A 20,582-nucleotide genomic window follows, 5' to 3' on the forward strand; every position below is an offset into this window, starting at 1 on the left:
TATGCTATAGAAGGTGCAAATGCTCAAATCAGGCATACCATGATTCAGCATTTCCTTCATCAGAACAGTGATTCCCTGAAGTTGATTGTATACGATGTGGATGCATTCTTTCTGACGGGGAAGGGATTAAGTATAAATGAATATGAATTGTTTTATCCTTTAATGGATGATCCTTACATAGATGAATATATTAGAACTTCTACTAAAGACAAGTTGGAATACAATATCAAGAAGTACATCCGTACATCGCGTTTTACTGATCTTAACATAAACAAGTCCGTCAGGGGATGTCTGGGTTTTTATTCCAATCTGAAGATAGGGAATATTGACACTATTGCCTTTAAAGCAAGAATAAAACGCAATGATTTTTTAAAAATCACCTTCGATCCGGATTTAAAGTCTGAATTTGAAAAAACACTGGCCCTTGTTTCAAGTCAAAATATCAAACTTGTCCTTTTGGTCATTCCCACTATAGGGCTTTTAAACAGGGCCGAACCTGCAAAATATAAAAAAGCTATTGAGATGCTAAAAAATTATTCCCGTAAATATAAAAATGTATATTTCATAAATTATAACGATAAATTTGAAAATGATTATGATTTATTTTACGACCCCATTCATTTGAATCCTAAAGGCAATAAGATAGTAACCCAACAACTTATTGATGATTTTAAAAATTATAATTTTCTAAAAGAATACATTGTTAAAGACAAAAGATAAGGCAAAAAGCCTTAGCAAAGGACATCATATAATTTTTTGATTTGAGTTTCCAGTTCATAATTATCAAGAATGTGTTGGCGGGCCGAACATCCCATTTTAGCAGCCAATTCCGGATCTTTTAATAAAACGGTGATATAGTGGGCCATTCCTTCTTCATCATATTCATTTACAAGGAAACCTGTCTTTTCATGAATGACAGCTTCTTTGATACCGGCATGAAATGTGCTGACAATAGGCAGGCCAGTGGCACTGGCCTCCAGGATTGTGTTGGGGGTACCCTCTGAATCCCCCGTTGAACTAACAACCGAATGTTGAACAAACATCCGTGCTTCTTTCAAAATACAAGCTATTTCCTGAGGCGTTTTTACACCTTTGAAATCAATGCTGCCGGCTATCTTCAGCTCTTTTGCCAGATTAACCGATGCCTCAAAAAGTTCTCCGTTTCCAACCATTATTAATTTTGCATCAGGAACCTGTTTTAGCGCTTCTGCAAATGCTTTAATGGTGACAAAAGGGGCTTTTTTGCTCGTAAACCTACCGACAAAAACACAAACCGGTTTTGATTGGGCAGGGTTAGAACCGACAAACCTGTTGGTGTCGATTCCATAAGGAATTTTCCAAATGGGGCAATTGATTCCTAAATCTGACAATTGCTTGCGCATATCGTTAGAAACTGCTACGATGCATTTGGCCGTTTCAGCCATTTTACAATAACTGTCCTTATATTCATCCAATATCTTTTTAACACTGGCGTCATATCCATGAAAATGTACGACCAATTCGACCTGGGCTTTTTTACATCCTTCATATACAGAAACTCCCGTTGGCCCATATTCGGCCAGCAAAACCTCCGTTTCATTCTTTTTTAAAAACCGGATTAAAGCCTTAGTATATAAAGACTGATACCAGGTTGGGAAAAAATGTTTTATAGTTCCTCTGATTAGATCAACCGACATTAAAAATTTAAAAATACTTTTCTTATCCTGATCCAAATATGGCCAACGTCCACCTGTTAATTCATTTTGGTGGGGAATTGAATTTAACTGATTCTTTATAAATGTTTCTGAAAAAGTAAGTGTTTTGTTCGGATAGGCAATACAAATATTTTTCATGGTATTTTTAATGTTGATACAATGATATGGAATCTTTTGACTTTGGGCAAAAGTACAAACATTTGGTAGTATTAATACCTTTTGCTTGTGTTTTTTAATAAGAAATGGAAGGGTAGAATATTAACACGATAACATGCTGAAGATATTCAACGCCTTGGTTTATTATAAGAATTGATTGTTAGAATTTGCTCAGAATGATTTGGGTTAAAAAGAAAAGATATTATAAAAAACCGGATCCTGTTCTTTTAAGGGTTTGTCTATAATAAGTAAGAATATTGGAACGCGATAAGAAACCCATATATTCTTTCCCTTTCAAAACGGGGAGGTTCCAGAGTTTGGTCTTTTCAAATTTAGCCATCACCGAATCCATGTTTTCGTTGTAATCAATGGTGATGATTTTTTGTGTAATAACGCTTAATTTGAGTTTGTTATAAAGACTTGTTCTGAAAAGCAAGTCTTTTACATTGTCCAGTGAAATGATTCCGAAAAATTCCCCCTCATCATTAATTACCGGGAATACATTTCTGTTGCTTATTGAAAAAGCATCAATCAGATTTTGCAGTTTGTCGTTGACATTTAAGGTTATAAAATCATTTTCAATTAAATCTTCAACCTTAAGATGTTTCAAAACATTGCTGTCTTTGTCTTCGCTGAGCAATTCACCCTTTTGAGCCAGCTTTTTGGTATACACAGAATAGGGTTCAAAAATCCTGGTAATAAAATAGGCCAGTGCCGAGACTATCATTAAGGGAATAAAGAGTACATATCCTCCGGTAATTTCAGCGATCAGGAATATGGCCGTCAACGGGGCATGTACAACACCGCTCATTACACCTGCCATACCAACAACAACAAAGTTTGAGACATACAGGTTGCTGATCCCAATGGTATTGACAAAAAACGAGAGTCCGAAACCGGTCAATGCTCCTGTAAACAAGGAAGGGGCAAATATACCGCCATTCCCGCCTGTATCTGTGGTCAGGGAGGTGGCTATAACCTTCACCAGGATAATCATTAAAGTAACTGAAAGAATTCCCCAGGGGTTGTTTTTTAAGGCACCAAAAATGCTGTTATTCAATAAGTCGGAATAGGAACCTTTCAAAAGGCTTTCAATGGTGGAGTATCCTTCTCCAAACAGGGGCGGTAAAAGGAAAATCAATAATCCCAGCAATACCAGTCCTGTTATTCGCTTAAAGGCATGTCTTTTGGGGCTGTTAAAAAAGCTTTCCATAGAAAGGGTAACCCTTTTCATGTATACGGATAAAAATCCGCAGATGATTCCCAAAACGATATAAAAGGGAATGGCATGAAAATACCAGTCGTTTGATATCAGATAGAACAGCTGCCCTTTATAAAGAAGCTTTGATACGATGGTCGCTGTGGCCGTCGAAATAAGTAAGGGAATAAACGAAGGAACTGTAAAATCAGTAAGGATAACCTCTAAAGCGAACAAAACCCCTGCAATAGGACTGTTGAATACAGCCGCTATACCGGAAGCAGCGCCGCAGGCCAGTAATATGGTCCTTTCCCTATGCCCTAAATTGAAGAATGTAGAAATGTTTGAACCAATGGCTGCTCCGGTTATGGCAATTGGCGCTTCCAGTCCGGCCGAACCACCCAGGCCAACCGTAAATCCGCTGGTTATCAGTTGCGAATAGGTTTTGGTTTTTTCTACCCTGGATGATTTATGTGAAACAGAATAAATGATACTGCCTAATCCTTTTTCAATTTTCCCTTGAAAAAATATTTTAATGATAATTATCGTGACGATAACCCCTAAAATTGGAAAGAAGAATAGCCAGAAATTGTTGTTTGAATACAATTGATAGTAATGGGGAATGCCATGCAACAAATGAACTGCTGTTTTCAGGATTACTGCAGCCAGGGCAGATATTATACCGACCAGGGCACTGGCAATAATCAGGAAGGTCCTGTTGCCTATATGTTTTAGCCGCCAATATAGTATCTGGTTTATTATTTTTCTAATCATTTGTCCTAAGTCATCCTTGAGATAAGCAAAGATAAAAATTATGGGATTTTATCAAACAATTTGTAAATATAAGTCTAATAAAGAAATTGGAAATTCCCGGATTTAATTCCATTTCATCCGGGGAATGACCTGTTTCAGCATAAGAAATTCTTTCTCGAAATTAGGGGTAAATATTTCATTCCCAATATTTTTTTCTATTTCTTCGGTTGACCAGAAACGGCCCTCGTCCACTTCCTCGGCATTGGGTTTGAAAGGTCCGGAGAATTGGGTCAGATAAGTAAAAACCAGTTCTTTTTCAATCTGGCTTTCCCAGACATAATTAAAGACCAATTGTGCATTAAAATCTTTTAAACCAATTTCCTCGTATGCCTCACGGCGCAAGGAGACATCCACCTGTTCGCCTGCACCAATATGCCCGCCCACAGCTGTATCCCACTTCCCGGGTTGTACCAGTTTGCGAAGCGAACGCTTTTGCAGGTATATTTTTCCATGATTGATCACATGCAGATGAACTACCGGATGCAACAACATGGTATGATGGTGGACAACCCCGCGGGGTGCACTTCCCAGTACTTTGCCCTGTTCATCTACCAGGGGCAACCATTCATCGCGGGCATACGCATTCCGTTGTATCCGCTTTTGGATAATTTCATAGGCCATGAATATTCCAAAAAGTACAAAAAATCCCGGCCCGCTTACCAAACCCCATTCGCGGGTTGTGCCATAAATGACTGCCCAAAGTGTGATCAAAGTATACATCACCAGCATGATAAAGAAAACTATCATACTTTTTTTGAAAAGTATCTGCTGCCAGGGATTGATGTTTATATTTTTGAAATACCTTTTGGACATGTCCAGCATGAAGTTCCCGGGCAAAAAAGCTGCTGCTCCGATCATGATACAGGTGATTGCATCAATAATGACCGGTTTCATCTTAAAAAAGAAATCGTTGTCCAGCCAAAGGGATATGCCTCCGGTAGCTATAATGAGCCCCAAATCAAGCAAAACGAACTTGTCAATTTTCTTTTCCTTAAGAAATCCCGCAATCAATTCTATCAAACCTAAGCCGATTGCCACCAGCAATCCTGTTTTTGTCCCCCATATTTCATCAGCAGCGATGAAGATCAGCAGCGGCAATAAACCTGGCAACAGTTGACGGATCAGTACAAACCATTGATTCATTTAATATTTATTTTAAAAATCACTTTTAAATATCTATTTCACACTTTCAATGGATTTTTTGCAACATTTACCAGACCAAAGCCTAAAATTATGTATGTTGTTGATAATCAATCATATACATAATTGTTGTATAAAATCCCTTGAAAATGTCAAAATTACTAATAAAGCCATGATTCGCAAATGGCTTATTTTTCGTAAAAGTGCATTTGGCGGATATAGTCAAAAACCCGGGGGGGCAAAAAGAAAGAAAGCTCCTTTTTTTCTTTTATGGCCTGGCGGACGAAGCTTGAAGATATATCCAACAGGGGTGCATCAAACCATTGGGCATTTTCAACCGGATTTAAACGGTATTTCTCGCTTCCCGGCCTGGGATAGATGTAGCGGGTATAATTGGCAATTATTTCTTCAAAATTTTTCCATTTATCGAAAGTAGGCAATTGGTCGGAACCAATGATGAGTACAAAGCTATGCTGAGGATATTTTTCATGTAAATAGGCCAGTGTATCAATTGTAAAGGAAGGTTTGGGCAATTTGAATTCGATATCTGAGGCCCTGAATTTGGGGTAGTCGGCTATGGCCATATTCACCATTTCGAGCCGGTGATAATCGGCCAGCAGGCTGCTTTTTTTCTTGAACGGATTTTGAGGGCTGATAATAAACCACAGCTGGTCGATATCCGAGTATTCAACAATATAGTTGGCTATAGCCAAATGCCCTATATGGATGGGATTAAACGATCCAAAAAATAAACCTATTTTCATGTGGCCAATGTTTGAAAAAAACACAAAAAGTCAAGTTATACAAATCTATGGCTGATGAATAAAATCTTCAATGGCAATGTAGGTTTCCAAACAGGCCGTGTCAAGATTTTTATTGACAATGACCTTATCAAATTTTTCGGAAAATGAAATTTCTTCTTCTGCTTTGGCAAGCCGCTTGGAAAGGGTTTGTGCATTTTCTGTCGAACGCTTTACCAGCCTGTTTTTTAATTCATCCAGGCTGGGAGGCATTATAAACAGTGATAAAGAATTGCCGGGAAACATTTTTTTAATATTTATCGCCCCTTTGACATCTATGTCAAAGACAACATGATGGCCTTTGTTGTGAATCCTTTCGATTTCTGTTTTCAAGGTTCCATAATAGTTGCCTGCATAAACTTCCTGCCACTCAATAAATTCACCTTTATCAATCTTGTTTTTAAACTCTTCGGAGGTCAGGAAATAATAGTCCTTGCCGTTAACTTCGCCTTCCCGCTTTGCTCTGCTACAGGCAGAGATGGAAAATTCAAGGCCAGGATTTTTTTGAAGCATATTTTTAACTATAGTCGTTTTTCCTGTTCCGGAAGGACCTGAAAATATAATTAGTTTGCCAGACATTTGAATTGATTTAAAGCACGTTCATCAGTTGTTCTTTGATTTTTTCCAGCTCATCCTTCATTTTTACAACCAACTTCTGCATATCCGAATCGTTTGCTTTGGAACCGATGGTGTTAATTTCTCTTCCCATCTCCTGGGCGATAAATCCCAGCTTTTTCCCCACTGCACCTTCTTCCTCAATGGTTTCCCGGAAATATTTGATGTGATTTTTTAACCTGACCTTTTCTTCAGTAATATCTAATTTTTCAAGAAAATAAATAAGCTCCTGCTCAAAGCGGTTTTGATCAATGGTTTCATTGGAAAAAAATTCTTTGAGGTTTTGGTTAAGTCTTTTCTTAATGTTTTCTATCCTTTGTTGTTCGAAAGGCGTAATCGCATTGAGGTATTCTTCAATAAGAGCAACCCGCTTGGTTAAATCTTTTTTCAGGGCAGCACCTTCCTGCATTCTGAAGGAATCTAATTCTTCAAGGGCTGTCTTAAAAATTGCCTGTATTGCATTCCATTCTTCCTGGTTAAGTTCCTGTTTTTCTGTCTTGAGTGAATCCGGCAATTTAAGGATGATGGGCAAAATGTCATTTCTTTCTGTCAGGCCTAGTTCTTCTTTTAAGCTGGAAATCTGGCTGTAATAATTTTTTACCACGGCCACATTAATTTTTGCCACTTGTTCTTCGTCACTTTGATCGATACTAAGGCTTACATCAATTTTCCCCCTTTGCAAAACTTCAAGGAGCCTGTTGCGTAATTCTAGTTCTTTTTCTTTGTATAAATATGGGAGTTTGAAACTGGATTCCAGTTGTTTGCTATTAAGAGATTTAATTTCAATAGTGATTTTTTTGTTACAGAAATCGGTTACAGCCTTGCCGTAACCAGTCATAGATCTAAGCATAATTTATTTACGGGTAAGTAATTAATTTATATTAAATATATTTTAAAGCCAAATAACAACATTCAATTTGTGTTCTTTAATTCTTAATATAAAGCCAAAGGTGGTGATTTTTTCAAACATATTAAAATTCAGGACAGGGAATAGCATGGATTTTTTTCTTTTTGTGAGGTTTGCTAAATTCATAAACCAGCGATAATTCATGGGAGCCTTGTGAATTTCCGATCAGGCGGGAAACCGTAAAATCATAGCTGTACCCGATATTAATATACTTTGACTTAAGTCCGATTAATGCAGCTAATGCATCACTGCGGTTTCCTTTCATGATGGGTATGCCCCTGTACCAGAAGCCAAGAACAAGAGGTTTTTTATACCAGTATAAGCCACAATCCATTTGCCTGAAATAGCTTCCCGATTCAATTTTTTGTTGTTTATATAAGAAAGCCAAAGAAACGGTTTCCCCAATGGGCGATAGTAGTTTGCCTCTGCGGATCAGGGTGACTCCCCCAAAAACAGAAGTTTTAAGGTTGATGTATGCTTTTTCACTGGAAAGGGAGAGGTCGGGATGTAAAAGGTGGTCAAAGGAGGCGCCAATCCAGTAGTTTTCAGAATAAAAAAGTACGGAACTGGCAGCATCCGCTGCTCCGTTTGATGGAATTGTGGGTACTTCAATGGAGGAAGGGTCATCGCCGTTGGGGTGCATCTGGTCGCTGAATAATAATTTGGAGAAGTTTAATCCCTGCCGCAGGTAGGTGAATTGTAAGCCTGGCCGGACATGACAGGTTTCCAGTATTTTAAAATCGTAGGAATATTGCAGCCCAATGCCGGTAAGATTAAGATTTCCTGCCCCTGCCTGGTCACGCATGAGGATAACCCCTAAACCACTGTTAAAATTCAGAAAATAATGTTCGTAAGATAAAGTATAAGTTAGGTAGGAATTTTTTAAGCCTACCCATTGGTCGCGTATATTGGAGGTGATTCTGTTTTGTTGCGTTGCTCCAACAAAAGAAGGGGCCAGGTACATTTTATTCGAATAAAACTGGGTAAATTGAGGATCCTGGGAGTATGCTGATACTAAAGTCCCCATTGCTATTGATAATATTGCGGCAGTCTTCTTCACAATATCTGATTTCTTTATACCTCTTTCTGTCTTTTACATAACGAATATAGTATTTTTTTTCTATCATACAAACTTTTCTTTATTAAAGAATTATGAAATTTAGAATTGTTGTTATGAAAAAATAATCTGCTATTTGGTTGTATGCTCAAGTAGCAGATTAGGAACGGGTTTTCAGGTAGTTGCCAATTTTTTGATTATTGTTTTTCAAGCAGTTCCCTTTTGTCTTCATCCAAACGGGTAATTTCATTCATGGCAGAGGGAATTTGCAAAAGATCGTATACATCGCTGTATATTAAGTATTTATTTACCCAATACGGAAAGAATTTATCTTTATATTCCCTCAGGCCTTTATAGTGTTCAAATTGTCTGAAATTCTCATAAGCAAATTTGATGGTCTTTTCAGATATTTTCCCTGCCTTGTCAATCCCGCTCATGGGGGCCATGCCCAGATTAACCCTGGAATATCCCAGTTGTTTAAAATATTGAAACATTTTGATGTGCAGATAATCTATGGCCCCATTGGGTGCATCGTCTGATTTGCGGATCAGATCGAATGTTCCTTCACCCGGAACTTTATCTGGTATTAAATTAACGAAGGCCACAACTTTTTCTTCTTCATTTTCCACCGTAAGTACAATGTTTTCTCTGATCAGCTCAGGATGAAACAGGCCCTGTGAAAAAACCAGTTCTTCCCGGTTATTGGTCCTGAGCCATTCCTCAGAAACCTGTTGAAGTTTCTGAACAAGTCCGCTTTTAAGAGGGGGGGTGTATATTTTTAAATGAAAGCCCGAATTTTCAACTTTATTCATTGCATTTCTGATGGATTTCATTTTCCCTCCTTCGAGCGAAAAGGTGTTAAGGTCAATGATGGCTTCCTGGCCAATAATTAGGTGGTTTTTGCCTAAAGCTTCATAAATGGGCAGACTTTCTTCCGGTACCCTGTAATAGGCAGCTTTTAACCCATTGTTGTTGCAATAGCGGTCAAATTCGTTGAGCAGTATTTTAAATGATTCCTCGTCTTTACATACCGGGTTTTCAAGCACCATTGCAAAATTCTTGGCAATGGTATAGGAAATAAAACCTTCGGATTTTTCAGAATAAAAAATGACTTTATCAAAATAAGTTTTGAAGTAATCCAAAGCTGATTTGCCATATTGTTCAACCAATTCCCGTCCTTTTTCAAAATCTTTTTTTTCTGTTTCGGGTTTTTGGACATAAGGTTTGATCAGCGAATAAATTACAAAGCTGATTGCCATAAATCCGGAAATATAGATTGAATCGAGAAACCAGCTTGCAAAATGTGTTTTGGGCACCAGTGCTGAACTATCGAAGAGGAAAAATAATTTTAGCAATGATGAAAGAGCATCTTTTAAATCGAAGTCAATACCGAAATGCCGTTTATCCAGGAAATAAAAACCTGCAATTCCGTAAATGAATACGGCAATAATCACTATTGAAATGCTGGTCAGGCTTCTGCGCTGAAATCGTTTATCATGCAGGGTGGTATATGATTTCCTTGTTATAAGCAGTACAGCAAAAGCAAAAAAGCTCAGTATGGCTTCCTCATAATCTATGGCTTTGGATAAATGTCCGAAAAGTGATAAAAAGGAAACCACCACAGCTATGCGCCAGGCATTTTTCACCCCTTTGAGCAGATAAATTGAAAGAACACAGAGTACCAGGCCAAATAACAATACAAGATAGTTGGAAGCATATATAAAGTCATTTCCAATGATGGTTTGCAGCAGCCTTAACCGGCTGGGGATTGCCGGCGTAATGGCAGATATGATATTGATGATGCCCAGGAAGAAAATAGTTATTGCAGGGAAAACCCTGAAAAACAGGCTGTCTTTCTTGACAAAAAAACTGAATATACCCGCAAACAGGGGAAGCCAGAATTCAAAGAATCTGAAAAGCAGAGTGGTAGAAGCAGCCACTATAGTCGAGAATCCATATTGAACCAGGATATAGGTCATTGAAACCTCTATGGCTCCCATACCTCTTAAGAAAGGAGATACAATAAGCAACATAACCATGATGACATATCCTATTGAAGCAATCTCAAGGCTGGCCGGTAAACCTAGTGCCAACATGGCGATATATAAGTGGGCAATCCCTACAAATTCGATGAATAGAGAAACAAGGTTGGTAAGCAGGAATTGTTTGATATTGAATTCATGAGATTCGAGTTCGTCAATGGTCAGGGCAAAGCCGGGGAAAAATTTTAAGGCCAGCTGGTATATTTTCCCTTTCTTGACCAGGGAATAGGCCAGATAAGCCAGGATTGCAATCAGAACCAGCAGTGCAGTAAAGGCAACCAGCTCATTTGAGGTCAGGCTGTGCTTGAAGAGCATGAAAAGCAGGATGGGGATGGCAACAACGGCCACGGATATCAATCCGCATATTGCATAGATATAGGAAGCATAATAAATTTGAGTTTTATTAATATTTTGTTTCTCAATGTTTTTTGTGAAAAAAGCAAGTGAGGAAAAGCCCCCGGCAGGTAAAAAAACACTCACCAGGTTGCGTTTTAAAAACAACATGATGGTGCTGCTCAATTTTACTTTACTGCCAATGGTGCGAAAACTTTTAACATACATGTATCCCTGTAAAGCTATATATAGTCCGGTAACAAAGATGCCTAATAAAACATAGGGCAATCTGCATTTTTCCAATGTCTTCCTTATGCCAAGCAGTTCAATGTGTTCATTCTTAATAAAAAACACACATAGTGCCAACATTAATATCGCAAGTACAACCTGCCAAAAAGTTTTTTTCTTTAACATAAGATATTGAAAAATTATTATGTTTTTATACTGATGTTAAAAATCAGAAATTTTATTTTCCAAACAAATTGGTAATTGGAAAATCCTACATTTCTTTCATGATAAACCGTATAATTTCATCAAAACTATTTGAGAAATGATGCCCTCCCTGGGTAAACAGAAAATGAATGTTTTTCCCTCTTAATTTTTCAGGGAACTTGGTTTCTTCATCTTTACCAAAGATACAAAGAGTGGGGAAATATTTCAACCTTCTTATTTCGTCTACCACATTATAAACATCTTTTCTGTTCCCAATGCTGAGCATATCGCTAACATGAATTTCAAATCCTGCTTTTTCGCTTGGAGAAAGTAAGGCCAAGGCCTGAATTTTATCTTTTAAAATAAAGGGCAATTTATCAGCGACAAAAGGTAATACATCGGCTCCAAATGAATAACCGACCAGAAGTATTTTTGATTTTCCCCAGGTATGCATATAATTCTGGATAAAAGGGGCAATATCAGCGGCCACTTTTTGTGGATTCTTTTCAGACCAGAAATAATGCAGGGCATCTAATCCTATGCACGGAATGTGTTTTTGGGCAAGGCGATTTGCCAGGGACTGATCAAAATCCGTCCAGCCTCTGTCTCCTGAAATAAAAAAGGCCAGTGGTTTGCCCGGATCCGTGATAGCTTGTGTTACATGAATAAACTGATTGACTGAAGAGGAGCGGGAAGCCCCGTTGGAATAACCTGTATTTACGGGGTTATTTAATGTTTCCTGGTGATAAGCAAAACATTGAAAATTTGCAGGGTTGCTTTTTAAGGCAAATCCATCGGAGACAGAAAAAAACAACGACACAAACAACAACAACTTATTCATTTTATCCGGAATAATCAAGTCTTATTAAGATATGAATAATTTAATCAAATTCGATTTTATTTAACTGCAAAAATACAGATATCCGCATCAATGATTGAGTATCCTGGGTTTATCTTATGTTAAAAAATTGTAAATTCACAGAGGAATTTATATTCGATTTTTCATATCTTTAATGACAATTTCCTCAGTATCTGATGAAAAAAACATTAAGGCAAATATTTTCCTTTTATTATGAAGGTTTTAAAGCAATGACTGTTGGCAGAACCTTATGGGCAATCATCATTTTCAAGTTGTTTCTTATTTTTTTCGTTCTGAAACTTTTCTTTTTCCCCGATTTTCTGAAGAAAAAATTCGATAATAACGTTCAACGTGGCAATTATGTTATAGAACAATTAATTAAAAGGTAAACGTATGGGTTTAATTCTTGTTGCCTCAGTGGTCAGCCTTAGCCGTGCACAGTTTGCGCTTACGGCCATGTATCACTGGCTTTTTGTTCCTCTCACCCTGGGATTGTCATTTATCATTGCCATTATGGAAAGTTTGTATGTTAAAACCGGCAATGAGGAATGGAAGCGCATTACCAAGTTCTGGATGACCTTGTTCGGGATTAATTTTGCAATTGGAATAGCAACGGGCATTATTCTGGAGTTTGAATTTGGGACCAACTGGTCGAATTATTCCTGGTTTGTGGGTGATATTTTTGGAGCTCCACTGGCCATTGAAGGAATACTGGCTTTTTTCATGGAATCGACCTTTGTGGCCGTGATGTTTTTCGGATGGACGAAAGTCAGCAAAGGCTTTCACCTGCTGTCAACCTGGCTGGTATTTGTAGGTTCTAACCTGTCGGCATTATGGATACTTGTTGCCAATGCCTGGATGCAAAATCCTGTAGGCATGAGGTTTAATCCGGATACAGCCCGTAATGAGATGGTCAATTTCTGGGAGATGCTTTCGCCTGTGGCCATCAACAAATTTTTTCACACCTTAACCTCTGGCTATGTGCTGGCAGCAGTTTTTGTTTGTGGCATCAGTGCCTGGTTCCTTATCCGCCGCCGCGAACAATTTCTGGCAATAAAAAGCATAACTGTAGCCTGCATTTTCGGACTTATTTCTTCCGTTTTGCTGGCCATAAGCGGAGATTCTTCAGCAAGGTTAATTGCCCACACCCAGCCCATGAAACTGGCTGCCATGGAGGGCGTTTATCATGGCAATGAAGGACAAAGCCTTATGGCGATTGGAATTCTGGTTAAATCGGAACAGAAGAACCTTAAAAACGAATACCATGTAGTAAAGTACAGGATTGAAATTCCACATTTATTATCATTCCTGGCATTCGGGAAATTTAATGCCTTTGTTCCCGGGGTGGATGATTTGATTCAGGGCAATCATCAATATGGCCTTATTTCTGCAAAAGAAAAAATTGCCAGAGGGAAAACGGCCAGAAATACTTTGATGAGACTTTACCAGGCCAGAAAGTCTCATGATACGGCAACATACAACAACCTGAAAGAAAAGTTCCATGAACGGAATTTTGTGGATAACCAGTTCAGATATTTCGGCTATGGCTTTTTAAATGATACAAACAGCCTGATTCCCAATGTGCCCCTTGTTTTTTACAGCTTCCACATCATGGTGGTCTTGGGTTTCTTTTTTATCCTTTTATTCCTTTTGTTATTGTTATTTATCCGGAAGAAAAGCCTGGAAATTCACCGCTTTTGGCTATGGATCTCCTTATGGTCCATGCCGCTTGCATATATAGCTTCCCAAAGCGGTTGGGTAGTCTCCGAGGTGGGGCGCCAGCCCTGGGTGGTCCAGGATTTGATGCCTGCCGTAGCGGCTATTTCCCAGATAGATGCATCGGCGGTGGAAACCACCTTCATCCTTTTTGCTGTTCTCTTCACGGCCTTGCTGATAGCAGAGTTCAGCATTATGATCAAGCAGATACGGTTGGGTTCTAAAAAAGAAAAATAATTAATATCCCTGAAAATGTCATATTACGCTTTGCAACAATATTGGTGGGTGATCATCTCTTTACTGGGAGGAATACTGGTGTTTCTGCTTTTTGTACAGGGCGGGCAGACCCTGATTTATACCCTTGGCAAAACGGAGAAGGAAAGAAGCCTGATTATAAATGTCCTGGGACGGAAATGGGAATTCACCTTTACTACCCTGGTCACTTTTGGCGGGGCATTTTTTGCATCCTTCCCCTTGTTCTACGCCACCAGTTTTGGCGGTGCTTATTGGCTGTGGATGCTTATTCTGTTTTGTTTCATCCTTCAGGCCGTGGCTTATGAATACAGGTCGAAGCCCAATAATATTTTTGGGCACAGAACTTATGAGATTTTTTTACTGATCAACGGGACTTTGGGAACGTTTTTGCTGGGAGTGGCGGTGGCAACGTTTTTTAGCGGGGCTAATTTTGTGGTTGATGACCTGAAGCATGCTTCATGGGCGAATTCCTATCATGGCCTGGAATTGATTTTAAATGTGAAGAATATTGCCTTGGGATTTTCAGTATTCTTCCTTTCCCGGGTCTTGGCACTTTTATATTTTATTTCATCCCTGGATCATCCTCAAATATTGTTACGCATTAAGCGGCAACTTTGGTTGAATTCCCTTCCGTTCCTGCTGTTCTTTCTGATTTTTTGCACCTTGCTTTTAACCGGGAAGGGCTGTTCCTATTCTTCAGCCAATAATCAGATGAGGATGGAATCCTGTAAGTACTTTTATAATTTCATCGATATGCCTTTGGTCCTGATAATTTTTGTGGTTGGCGTGATATGGGTACTGGCAGGAATTATTCTCACTTTAATGGGTAAGGGAAAGAAAAGTATCTGGCTGTCGGGCACAGGTACGGTACTTACTGTATTTTCACTTTTTCTGATTGCAGGATTAAATCATACCTGTTTTTATCCTTCAAGCTATAGTTTGCAGAGTTCGCTTAATATAGAAAACAGCTCATCGAGTAAATATACGCTTACTGCAATGAGCTGGGTTTCTGTTTTATTGCCTTTTGTTTTTGCTTATATCTTTTATGCCTGGAAAGCAATGAACAAGTCAAAAATCACTGAAAGCGAACTGGATTCAGAACCTCATGTTTATTGACCGTCTGAACAGGAAATTTTACTGAAATTTTTGGGCAAATTCCTTAGAGATGTAATTGTCATAGCTCAGGCAAACATGAGTAGCAAAAGCAGTTGCTGTTTTTACAATTCCGTCCCACTGATTTTCAGTAATGTTGTTTACTCCTTCCAGCCTGACATCCTGTTTTAATAATGAATATACAATACCTGCATTAAATGTATCGCCTGCACCCACTGTGCTTACCGGTTGAATAGTTTCCACGGGATATTTTTTGGATACTGAACCGGAGAAGACATATATGCCTTTTTGATTTGCCGTGACAATTAAATTTGGGCATAGTGTTTTAACCTTATTGTATGCTTCTTCAGGTGTTTGGGAATTGAAAATAAAAGAGAAATCCTCATCCGATCCCCTGACAATATGTGCCAATGACATGTTCTCCAGTATGTTGGGCCTCATTTTTTCCAACTCAAATTCGTGTGCCTTCCTGTAATTCGGGTCATAAACAATAATGGCTTTATGCTCACGGGCATAGTGAATAAAATTTATTACGCTTTCCCTTACTTCATCTGCCATGCCATAATATGAACCAAAGAGGACCACATCATTTTCAGCAACGGGAGGCATTTTAAAATTAAGCCGTTTTGCCGGATAATTTTTGTAGAAGCTGTACTGGGCATTGTTTTTATCGTCAAGGAAGGCCATAGATATAGATGATTTCCCGTCATCATATCTTTGGATATATTCGGTCGATACGCCATTATCTTTTAAAAAATTGTCGATAATTGTTCCCACCTGGTCATTTCCATATTCGGTCAGCAAAGATACCGGCACTTTCAACCGGCCAAGAGAAATAGTTGTATTGACCATAGCACCGCCGGTTTTGGCAGCTACGGGTTTTAAATCTTTGAAAATAATGTCCAGAACTGTTTCTCCAATAGTATAAACTTTACGCATAATATGATTTTTTTCTGGTAAGTTTGATTTTACCAGTTTTTATTGTTTCGAAAGGTCATTTGCAGCTGCTGCCCTCGATTTTTGCCCAAGATAACCGCCATGGTGCCGTTTTGCATAGTCAGTATTTGAAAAATGCAGCTGCTTCATCATTAAGACGACCATTATATCGCCGATTACGGTCATCATGGTTGTAGAAGTGGTGGGCGTTAATCCTAAGGGGCATACTTCTTTGGGGCCTCCGGTGTGAATGGCCACATCAGCCAGTTTGGCCAAAGGACTATCCAAATTTCCGGTGATGACAATAATGGGCACATTGTCAATAAATTTTCTGGTCAATTCAACCAATTCCAGTATTTCACGGGTTTTTCCGGAATTGGAAATCAGCAGCATGGCATCGTGTTGCTGCATAACCCCTAAATCGCCATGTTGGGCATCACTGGGATGAAGAAAAACAGCAGGAGTACCGGTAGATGAAAAAGTTGTAGCAATGTTGATGGCTATTTGCCCGGCTTTGCCCATGCCACTGACAATGAGTTTGCCGTTTTGTTTGTGGACATGTTCGTAGATGATTTCTTCTGCTTTGGCAAAACTTTCATTTACAGGAATATTCATTACAGCTTGTGATTCAGCCCTTAATATTTCCGTGATTTCTTGCGTAGTGATTGTCATTTTTGTATTCCCCTCTAATTTTTTGTGGTTTATAAGTTTGGTTGAATTTCTTAAGTAAGCCAAAAACATGCAAATGTAAAAAAAATCAATTATTTATAACATTTTTAATAAAAAAGGATATATTTGTATAACTCACTGCAAGTTAAAAATTTCTCATTCGGTATCCATTCAATTTCAATGTATTATGCTTAAAAAAATGATACAGACTTCTACTCAAGAGAATCTTGTTTCTGATGATTTGGAAATCAGACAGTTAAAAGACAAAATCAAGAAGTTAGAGAGCAAATTGGCAGAAAAACGGAAAGTTGAACAACTTCAGACAGCCTTGTACAATATTTCCAATGCAGTTAATAAATCAAAGGATTTAAAGGATTTGTTGCAGGAAATACGCGATACGCTGAGCCCGATTATTGACACCAGCAATTTTTATGTCGCCATGTACGATAAGGCCAGGGATATGATATCCATTCCTTATATGCAGGATGCCAATGATAATTTTGAATATTTTCCTGCCGGTAAAACATTATCCGGCTATGTAATTAAAACGGCCAGATCATTGTTTGCGGATCAGGCAATGTTTAAGCAGCTTAAAAGAAACGGCGAGATAGAACTGGTAGGTACTGATTCTAAAATATGGCTGGGTGTCCCTCTTGTTACCTCTTCCGGTGAGGCGATTGGCATGATCGGCATTCAAAGTTATGAGGATGAAAATGCCTATTGCAGAAAGGACATGGAATTGCTGGAATTCCTGTCCAATCAGATCTGCATTACCATTGAACGGAAATTGTATGAGGATGCTATTCAGCTGGAAAAATCCTATTTTGAGCAACTCTTTGAATTTTCACCTGAAGCATTGGTGGTTACGGATTGTCATGGGACCCTGCTTAAGGCCAATCAGGAATTTTATAACATGTTCGCCTTTCAGCCTGAGGAATCGTTGGGGTTGAATTTGGTTGATCTGATCATTCCGGTTCACCTGAAAAAAGAAGCCGCTTCGATAAAAAGGAAAATCCTGAACGGTGAAAAGATAAAAGTCGAAACCATGATGAAAAGGAAAGGAGGTTCTTTGTTTGATGTATCCATTTTGAGCTCTCCCATTTACAAAAATGGCAAGATAAATGGAAATTATGAAATCTACAGGGATATTACAGATCAGAAGGTTGCAGAGCTCAAACTCAGGGAAGCCAAAGAGAAAGCAGAAGAAGCCGACAGGCTTAAAACCGCTTTTCTTTCAAACATGTCACATGAAATCCGGACTCCGTTAAATTCTATTCTGGGATTCACGGATTTGCTTTTTAGCCAGGATTTATCCAAAGAGGTAAAGAATGAATACAAGGAAATCATTGCCAACAGCGGAAGAAATTTGTTGAACCTGATTGAGGATATTATTGACGTTTCCAAAATTGAAGTGGGGCAACTCAGAATTTATAATTCTAATTGTTATTTAAACAAACTCATGAAAGAACTCAAGGTTTTGTTTGATGAAGAAATAAAAAGGAAACAGAAAAAGGAAGTCAAACTGATCCTGAAAAATGGCTGTGGCGATGAACAATTCAACATTGTCTCAGATCCTTTCAGGTTAAGGCAAATAATATTAAATCTGCTGGGAAATTCACTCAAATTTACCGATCGTGGATTTATAGAGTTTGGATATATGATTGAGAATAACGTTCCTAATCCGGTTTTGAAATTTTATGTAAAAGATACGGGAATCGGCATACCCCTGGAACAGCAGAGCTTTATTTTTGAACGGTTCAGACAGGCAGATAACCAGAACCATTATATTAACCATGGTACGGGTTTAGGCCTGACTATTTCAAAGGGCCTGGTCGAACTTTTGGGAGGCCGGATATGGTTAAAATCAGAGCCTGCTGCAGGTTCGACTTTTTATTTTACTATACCCCTCAGGCAAAAAACAGAATAATTACTTGTTGGTAAAGTCAGTATATAAGTGCTGCATATAGGCTTTGCCTGTTTTCAGGGTATTATTTATTGACTTCCCTTTTTCTGTCAAAATCTTTTTGCCTGTATGATCGAAAACGACTTTTGAAGTATCGGTCATCAACCCGAATCCATTGTTAAAAGCATAAAAAGCATATCCTTTAGACTGGCCGGAGAGCATATTCTTGCTGTAATGAAAAGCAGCATCGTTCTGACCCAGCTGTTTCAGGATAGTAAACGCCAGGTCGGTTTGAGATACATATTTGCTGATTACTTCATGTTTCGGAATTAATGCACCACCCAGCCACAGCATCGGAATCCGGAATTTTTCTTCTGCATAAACCGGAGTGTTTCCGGGGCGGGGACTGCCATGGTCGGCAACAAAAATGATTACCGTATTTTTCCACCAGGGGGCTTTTTTGGCCCTGCGGACAAAATTGCCAATGCATTGATCCGTATAATAGGCAGAGTTTAAAAATTTATTGTCGTCGTCCTTGCCGGCAAAAACCGTTTTCATGGGCACATCAAAAGGATCGTGGTTGCTGAGGGTAAAATAGGTTTTGAAAAATGGCCCTTTTGATTGGCTTATATCATTGAATAGCTTGTTAAAAACAATGTGGTCGTGAACTCCCCATTTGGAATTATAGGTAGATGGCGGGAAACTGTCTTTGCAGACGATTTTGTCGAACCCGGCCAAAGTAAGATAGGAGCGGAGGTTGGCAAAATCTACATCACCTCCGTAATAAAAGGCGGTATTGTATCCTATTTTCTTGAGATCTTTGGTCAGATAAGGCAACTGCTGGGTTTTTTGTGCAAATTTGATGATCGATGAATTGGGTAAAGCCGGAAATCCACTCAGCAATGCAACGATGCCTTTATCACTCCGGTCGCCACTGGCATAAAGGTGATCGAATAAAATTCCTTCTTTCAACAGTTGGTTGAATTGAGGAGTCACCCCCTGCCGTCCACCCAAAGGTTCAATCAGTTTTGAGGTGAAGCTTTCAACTATAACCAGGACAATATTGGGATTCTTCTGGTTAAAAACTTTTTGTACTTCCCCTTCCTGTCTTTGATCCAGACTATGGAAAAGCTGTTCCGATTCTTCAGGTTTAAGATAATCATAAGATTTGTCTACCGAATTAAGATTGGCCAGGGAATAGCCGGCGTTCCAGACCACATTAATAGAGGCATGATTTTCAAAAAGATTTTCACTGAAATAAGCTGTCCCGACATTCATCGGGGCAATGCCAAATCCGCCCCGGATAGGTATAATCAATGCGGCAGTAAGGAAAAGGAATAATCCTGCTGCCTGCCATTTTCCGGCTTCAAGATTTTCTAAACGGTTGAATAACCATTTTTTATAGGAAAAATAGAAAATACAATATATAATTACCCCAATTAAAATTTGTCTGACGTAGATCCAGACGGGCACACTGGCCATCATATCTTTGGGGGTATTGATATAAAGAAGCGGGGAAGAATCCAGGCGAAAGCCCCAATATTTATACAATTCAAGGTCGACGATGACAATAAATGAAGTAATGCCCAAAATAACAGCGGTATAGATATTAATGGTTTTTTTCAACACATTTCCTTTAAAATTAGAGGTAAGTACAGTAGCCAGTCCGGGCATAAGCAGGATGTAGCCGATTGCCGATAAGTCCATTTTAAACCCATGTTCAAAAATGAAAAACCATTCTTTCATGCTGAGCTGAAAGGAAAGGTTATGATATACAAGAAGGAAAAGCAGGCGGGTTATGATAAAAAAGCTTAACCAGAATAATATGTAATAGGAAAAGAATAGGAGTCTTTTTTTCATTTTTTCTCGGAGTTAAAAACCGACAAAAATAATAAAATTAGACTGTATTAAATTAATATCCTTTTATATTAAGATAATGTTTAA

Annotated in this window: 17 protein-coding genes; 5 read left to right on the forward strand and 12 right to left on the reverse strand. The window is 38.6% G+C overall.

All coding sequences use genetic code 11. From position 1 onward, the window contains the following. On the forward strand, positions 1-720 hold a 720-nt coding region (locus Q8907_02570; protein MDP4273142.1), incomplete at its 5' end, for an SGNH/GDSL hydrolase family protein. A gap of 11 nt (positions 721-731) precedes the next feature. Here the strand turns inward: Q8907_02570 and Q8907_02575 are convergent. The 9 genes from Q8907_02575 to Q8907_02615 all read right to left on the reverse strand — a co-directional run bounded on the left by Q8907_02575 (position 732) and on the right by Q8907_02615 (position 12,028). Then, positions 732-1,832 (reverse strand): glycosyltransferase, encoded by a 1,101-nt coding sequence (locus Q8907_02575; GenBank protein MDP4273143.1) that lies wholly within the window; start codon positions 1,830-1,832, stop codon positions 732-734. Positions 1,833-2,052: 220 nt separating this feature from the next. Continuing rightward, positions 2,053-3,822, reverse strand: a complete 1,770-nt coding sequence (locus Q8907_02580; GenBank protein ID MDP4273144.1) for a chloride channel protein — start codon at positions 3,820-3,822, stop codon at positions 2,053-2,055. A gap of 102 nt (positions 3,823-3,924) precedes the next feature. After that, positions 3,925-5,004: an NUDIX domain-containing protein gene (locus Q8907_02585; GenBank protein MDP4273145.1), complete on the reverse strand. Its 1,080-nt coding sequence runs from the start codon at positions 5,002-5,004 to the stop codon at positions 3,925-3,927. Positions 5,005-5,189: 185 nt separating this feature from the next. Further along, on the reverse strand, positions 5,190-5,765 hold the full coding sequence (gene nadD, locus Q8907_02590) for a nicotinate (nicotinamide) nucleotide adenylyltransferase (GenBank protein MDP4273146.1): 576 nt from the start codon (positions 5,763-5,765) through the stop codon (positions 5,190-5,192). A 45-nt stretch (positions 5,766-5,810) separates the two neighbouring features. Then, positions 5,811-6,380, reverse strand: coding sequence for a guanylate kinase (gene gmk / locus Q8907_02595; protein ID MDP4273147.1), 570 nt, complete (start codon positions 6,378-6,380; stop codon positions 5,811-5,813). 10 nt (positions 6,381-6,390) lie between these two features. Continuing rightward, the gene (locus tag Q8907_02600; protein ID MDP4273148.1) at positions 6,391-7,266 is read right to left on the reverse strand and encodes a YicC/YloC family endoribonuclease; all 876 of its coding nucleotides are present in this window, start codon (positions 7,264-7,266) and stop codon (positions 6,391-6,393) included. Between the two features lie 121 nt (positions 7,267-7,387). Next, positions 7,388-8,383: a type IX secretion system membrane protein PorP/SprF gene (locus Q8907_02605; GenBank protein MDP4273149.1), complete on the reverse strand. Its 996-nt coding sequence runs from the start codon at positions 8,381-8,383 to the stop codon at positions 7,388-7,390. A gap of 194 nt (positions 8,384-8,577) precedes the next feature. Next, the gene (locus tag Q8907_02610; GenBank protein MDP4273150.1) at positions 8,578-11,169 is read right to left on the reverse strand and encodes a phosphatidylglycerol lysyltransferase domain-containing protein; all 2,592 of its coding nucleotides are present in this window, start codon (positions 11,167-11,169) and stop codon (positions 8,578-8,580) included. Positions 11,170-11,254: 85 nt separating this feature from the next. Further along, positions 11,255-12,028, reverse strand: coding sequence for an AcvB/VirJ family lysyl-phosphatidylglycerol hydrolase (locus Q8907_02615; GenBank protein MDP4273151.1), 774 nt, complete (start codon positions 12,026-12,028; stop codon positions 11,255-11,257). 194 nt (positions 12,029-12,222) lie between these two features. On the opposite strand from Q8907_02615, the gene Q8907_02620 reads away from it, so the two are divergent. The 3 genes from Q8907_02620 to cydB are packed head-to-tail and all read left to right on the forward strand — an operon-like array spanning position 12,223 to position 15,133. Then, positions 12,223-12,435: a DUF4492 domain-containing protein gene (locus tag Q8907_02620; GenBank protein MDP4273152.1), complete on the forward strand. Its 213-nt coding sequence runs from the start codon at positions 12,223-12,225 to the stop codon at positions 12,433-12,435. A 4-nt stretch (positions 12,436-12,439) separates the two neighbouring features. Then, a complete protein-coding gene (locus tag Q8907_02625; protein ID MDP4273153.1) occupies positions 12,440-13,999 on the forward strand; it encodes a cytochrome ubiquinol oxidase subunit I in 1,560 nt (519 codons plus the stop codon). Between the two features lie 15 nt (positions 14,000-14,014). Further along, on the forward strand, positions 14,015-15,133 hold the full coding sequence (gene cydB / locus Q8907_02630) for a cytochrome d ubiquinol oxidase subunit II (GenBank protein ID MDP4273154.1): 1,119 nt from the start codon (positions 14,015-14,017) through the stop codon (positions 15,131-15,133). Positions 15,134-15,151: 18 nt separating this feature from the next. Here the strand turns inward: cydB and Q8907_02635 are convergent, their stop codons facing one another. Further along, positions 15,152-16,069, reverse strand: a complete 918-nt coding sequence (locus tag Q8907_02635) for a carbohydrate kinase (protein ID MDP4273155.1) — start codon at positions 16,067-16,069, stop codon at positions 15,152-15,154. Positions 16,070-16,108: 39 nt separating this feature from the next. Continuing rightward, positions 16,109-16,732 carry an SIS domain-containing protein gene (locus Q8907_02640; GenBank protein MDP4273156.1) on the reverse strand — a complete coding sequence of 208 codons (624 nt, stop codon included), beginning with the start codon at positions 16,730-16,732 and terminating at the stop codon, positions 16,109-16,111. Between the two features lie 202 nt (positions 16,733-16,934). On the opposite strand from Q8907_02640, the gene Q8907_02645 reads away from it, so the two are divergent. Further along, positions 16,935-18,662: an ATP-binding protein gene (locus Q8907_02645; GenBank protein ID MDP4273157.1), complete on the forward strand. Its 1,728-nt coding sequence runs from the start codon at positions 16,935-16,937 to the stop codon at positions 18,660-18,662. Here Q8907_02645 and Q8907_02650 read toward each other — a convergent pair whose 3' ends face one another. Then, positions 18,663-20,498 carry a sulfatase-like hydrolase/transferase gene (locus Q8907_02650; GenBank protein ID MDP4273158.1) on the reverse strand — a complete coding sequence of 612 codons (1,836 nt, stop codon included), beginning with the start codon at positions 20,496-20,498 and terminating at the stop codon, positions 18,663-18,665. Between the last annotated feature and the right edge of the window lie 84 nt (positions 20,499-20,582).

Source organism: Bacteroidota bacterium, from assembly GCA_030706565.1.
Lineage (GTDB): Bacteria > Bacteroidota > Bacteroidia > Bacteroidales > JAUZOH01 > JAUZOH01.

Excerpts from the sequence above, each read along its gene's own strand:
- Q8907_02600 (MDP4273148.1), bottom strand. The coding sequence starts at position 7,266 with ATGCTTAGATCTATGACTGGTTACGGCAAGGCTGTAACCGATTTCTGT.
- Q8907_02645 (MDP4273157.1), top strand. The coding sequence starts at position 16,935 with ATGATACAGACTTCTACTCAAGAGAATCTTGTTTCTGATGATTTGGAA.
- gmk (MDP4273147.1), bottom strand. The coding sequence starts at position 6,380 with ATGTCTGGCAAACTAATTATATTTTCAGGTCCTTCCGGAACAGGAAAA.
- Q8907_02575 (MDP4273143.1), bottom strand. The coding sequence starts at position 1,832 with ATGAAAAATATTTGTATTGCCTATCCGAACAAAACACTTACTTTTTCA.
- Q8907_02615 (MDP4273151.1), bottom strand. The coding sequence starts at position 12,028 with ATGAATAAGTTGTTGTTGTTTGTGTCGTTGTTTTTTTCTGTCTCCGAT.
- nadD (MDP4273146.1), bottom strand. The coding sequence starts at position 5,765 with ATGAAAATAGGTTTATTTTTTGGATCGTTTAATCCCATCCATATAGGG.
- Q8907_02610 (MDP4273150.1), bottom strand. The coding sequence starts at position 11,169 with ATGTTAAAGAAAAAAACTTTTTGGCAGGTTGTACTTGCGATATTAATG.
- Q8907_02635 (MDP4273155.1), bottom strand. The coding sequence starts at position 16,069 with ATGCGTAAAGTTTATACTATTGGAGAAACAGTTCTGGACATTATTTTC.
- cydB (MDP4273154.1), top strand. The coding sequence starts at position 14,015 with ATGTCATATTACGCTTTGCAACAATATTGGTGGGTGATCATCTCTTTA.
- Q8907_02580 (MDP4273144.1), bottom strand. The coding sequence starts at position 3,822 with ATGATTAGAAAAATAATAAACCAGATACTATATTGGCGGCTAAAACAT.
- Q8907_02620 (MDP4273152.1), top strand. The coding sequence starts at position 12,223 with ATGAAAAAAACATTAAGGCAAATATTTTCCTTTTATTATGAAGGTTTT.
- Q8907_02585 (MDP4273145.1), bottom strand. The coding sequence starts at position 5,004 with ATGAATCAATGGTTTGTACTGATCCGTCAACTGTTGCCAGGTTTATTG.
- Q8907_02625 (MDP4273153.1), top strand. The coding sequence starts at position 12,440 with ATGGGTTTAATTCTTGTTGCCTCAGTGGTCAGCCTTAGCCGTGCACAG.
- Q8907_02650 (MDP4273158.1), bottom strand. The coding sequence starts at position 20,498 with ATGAAAAAAAGACTCCTATTCTTTTCCTATTACATATTATTCTGGTTA.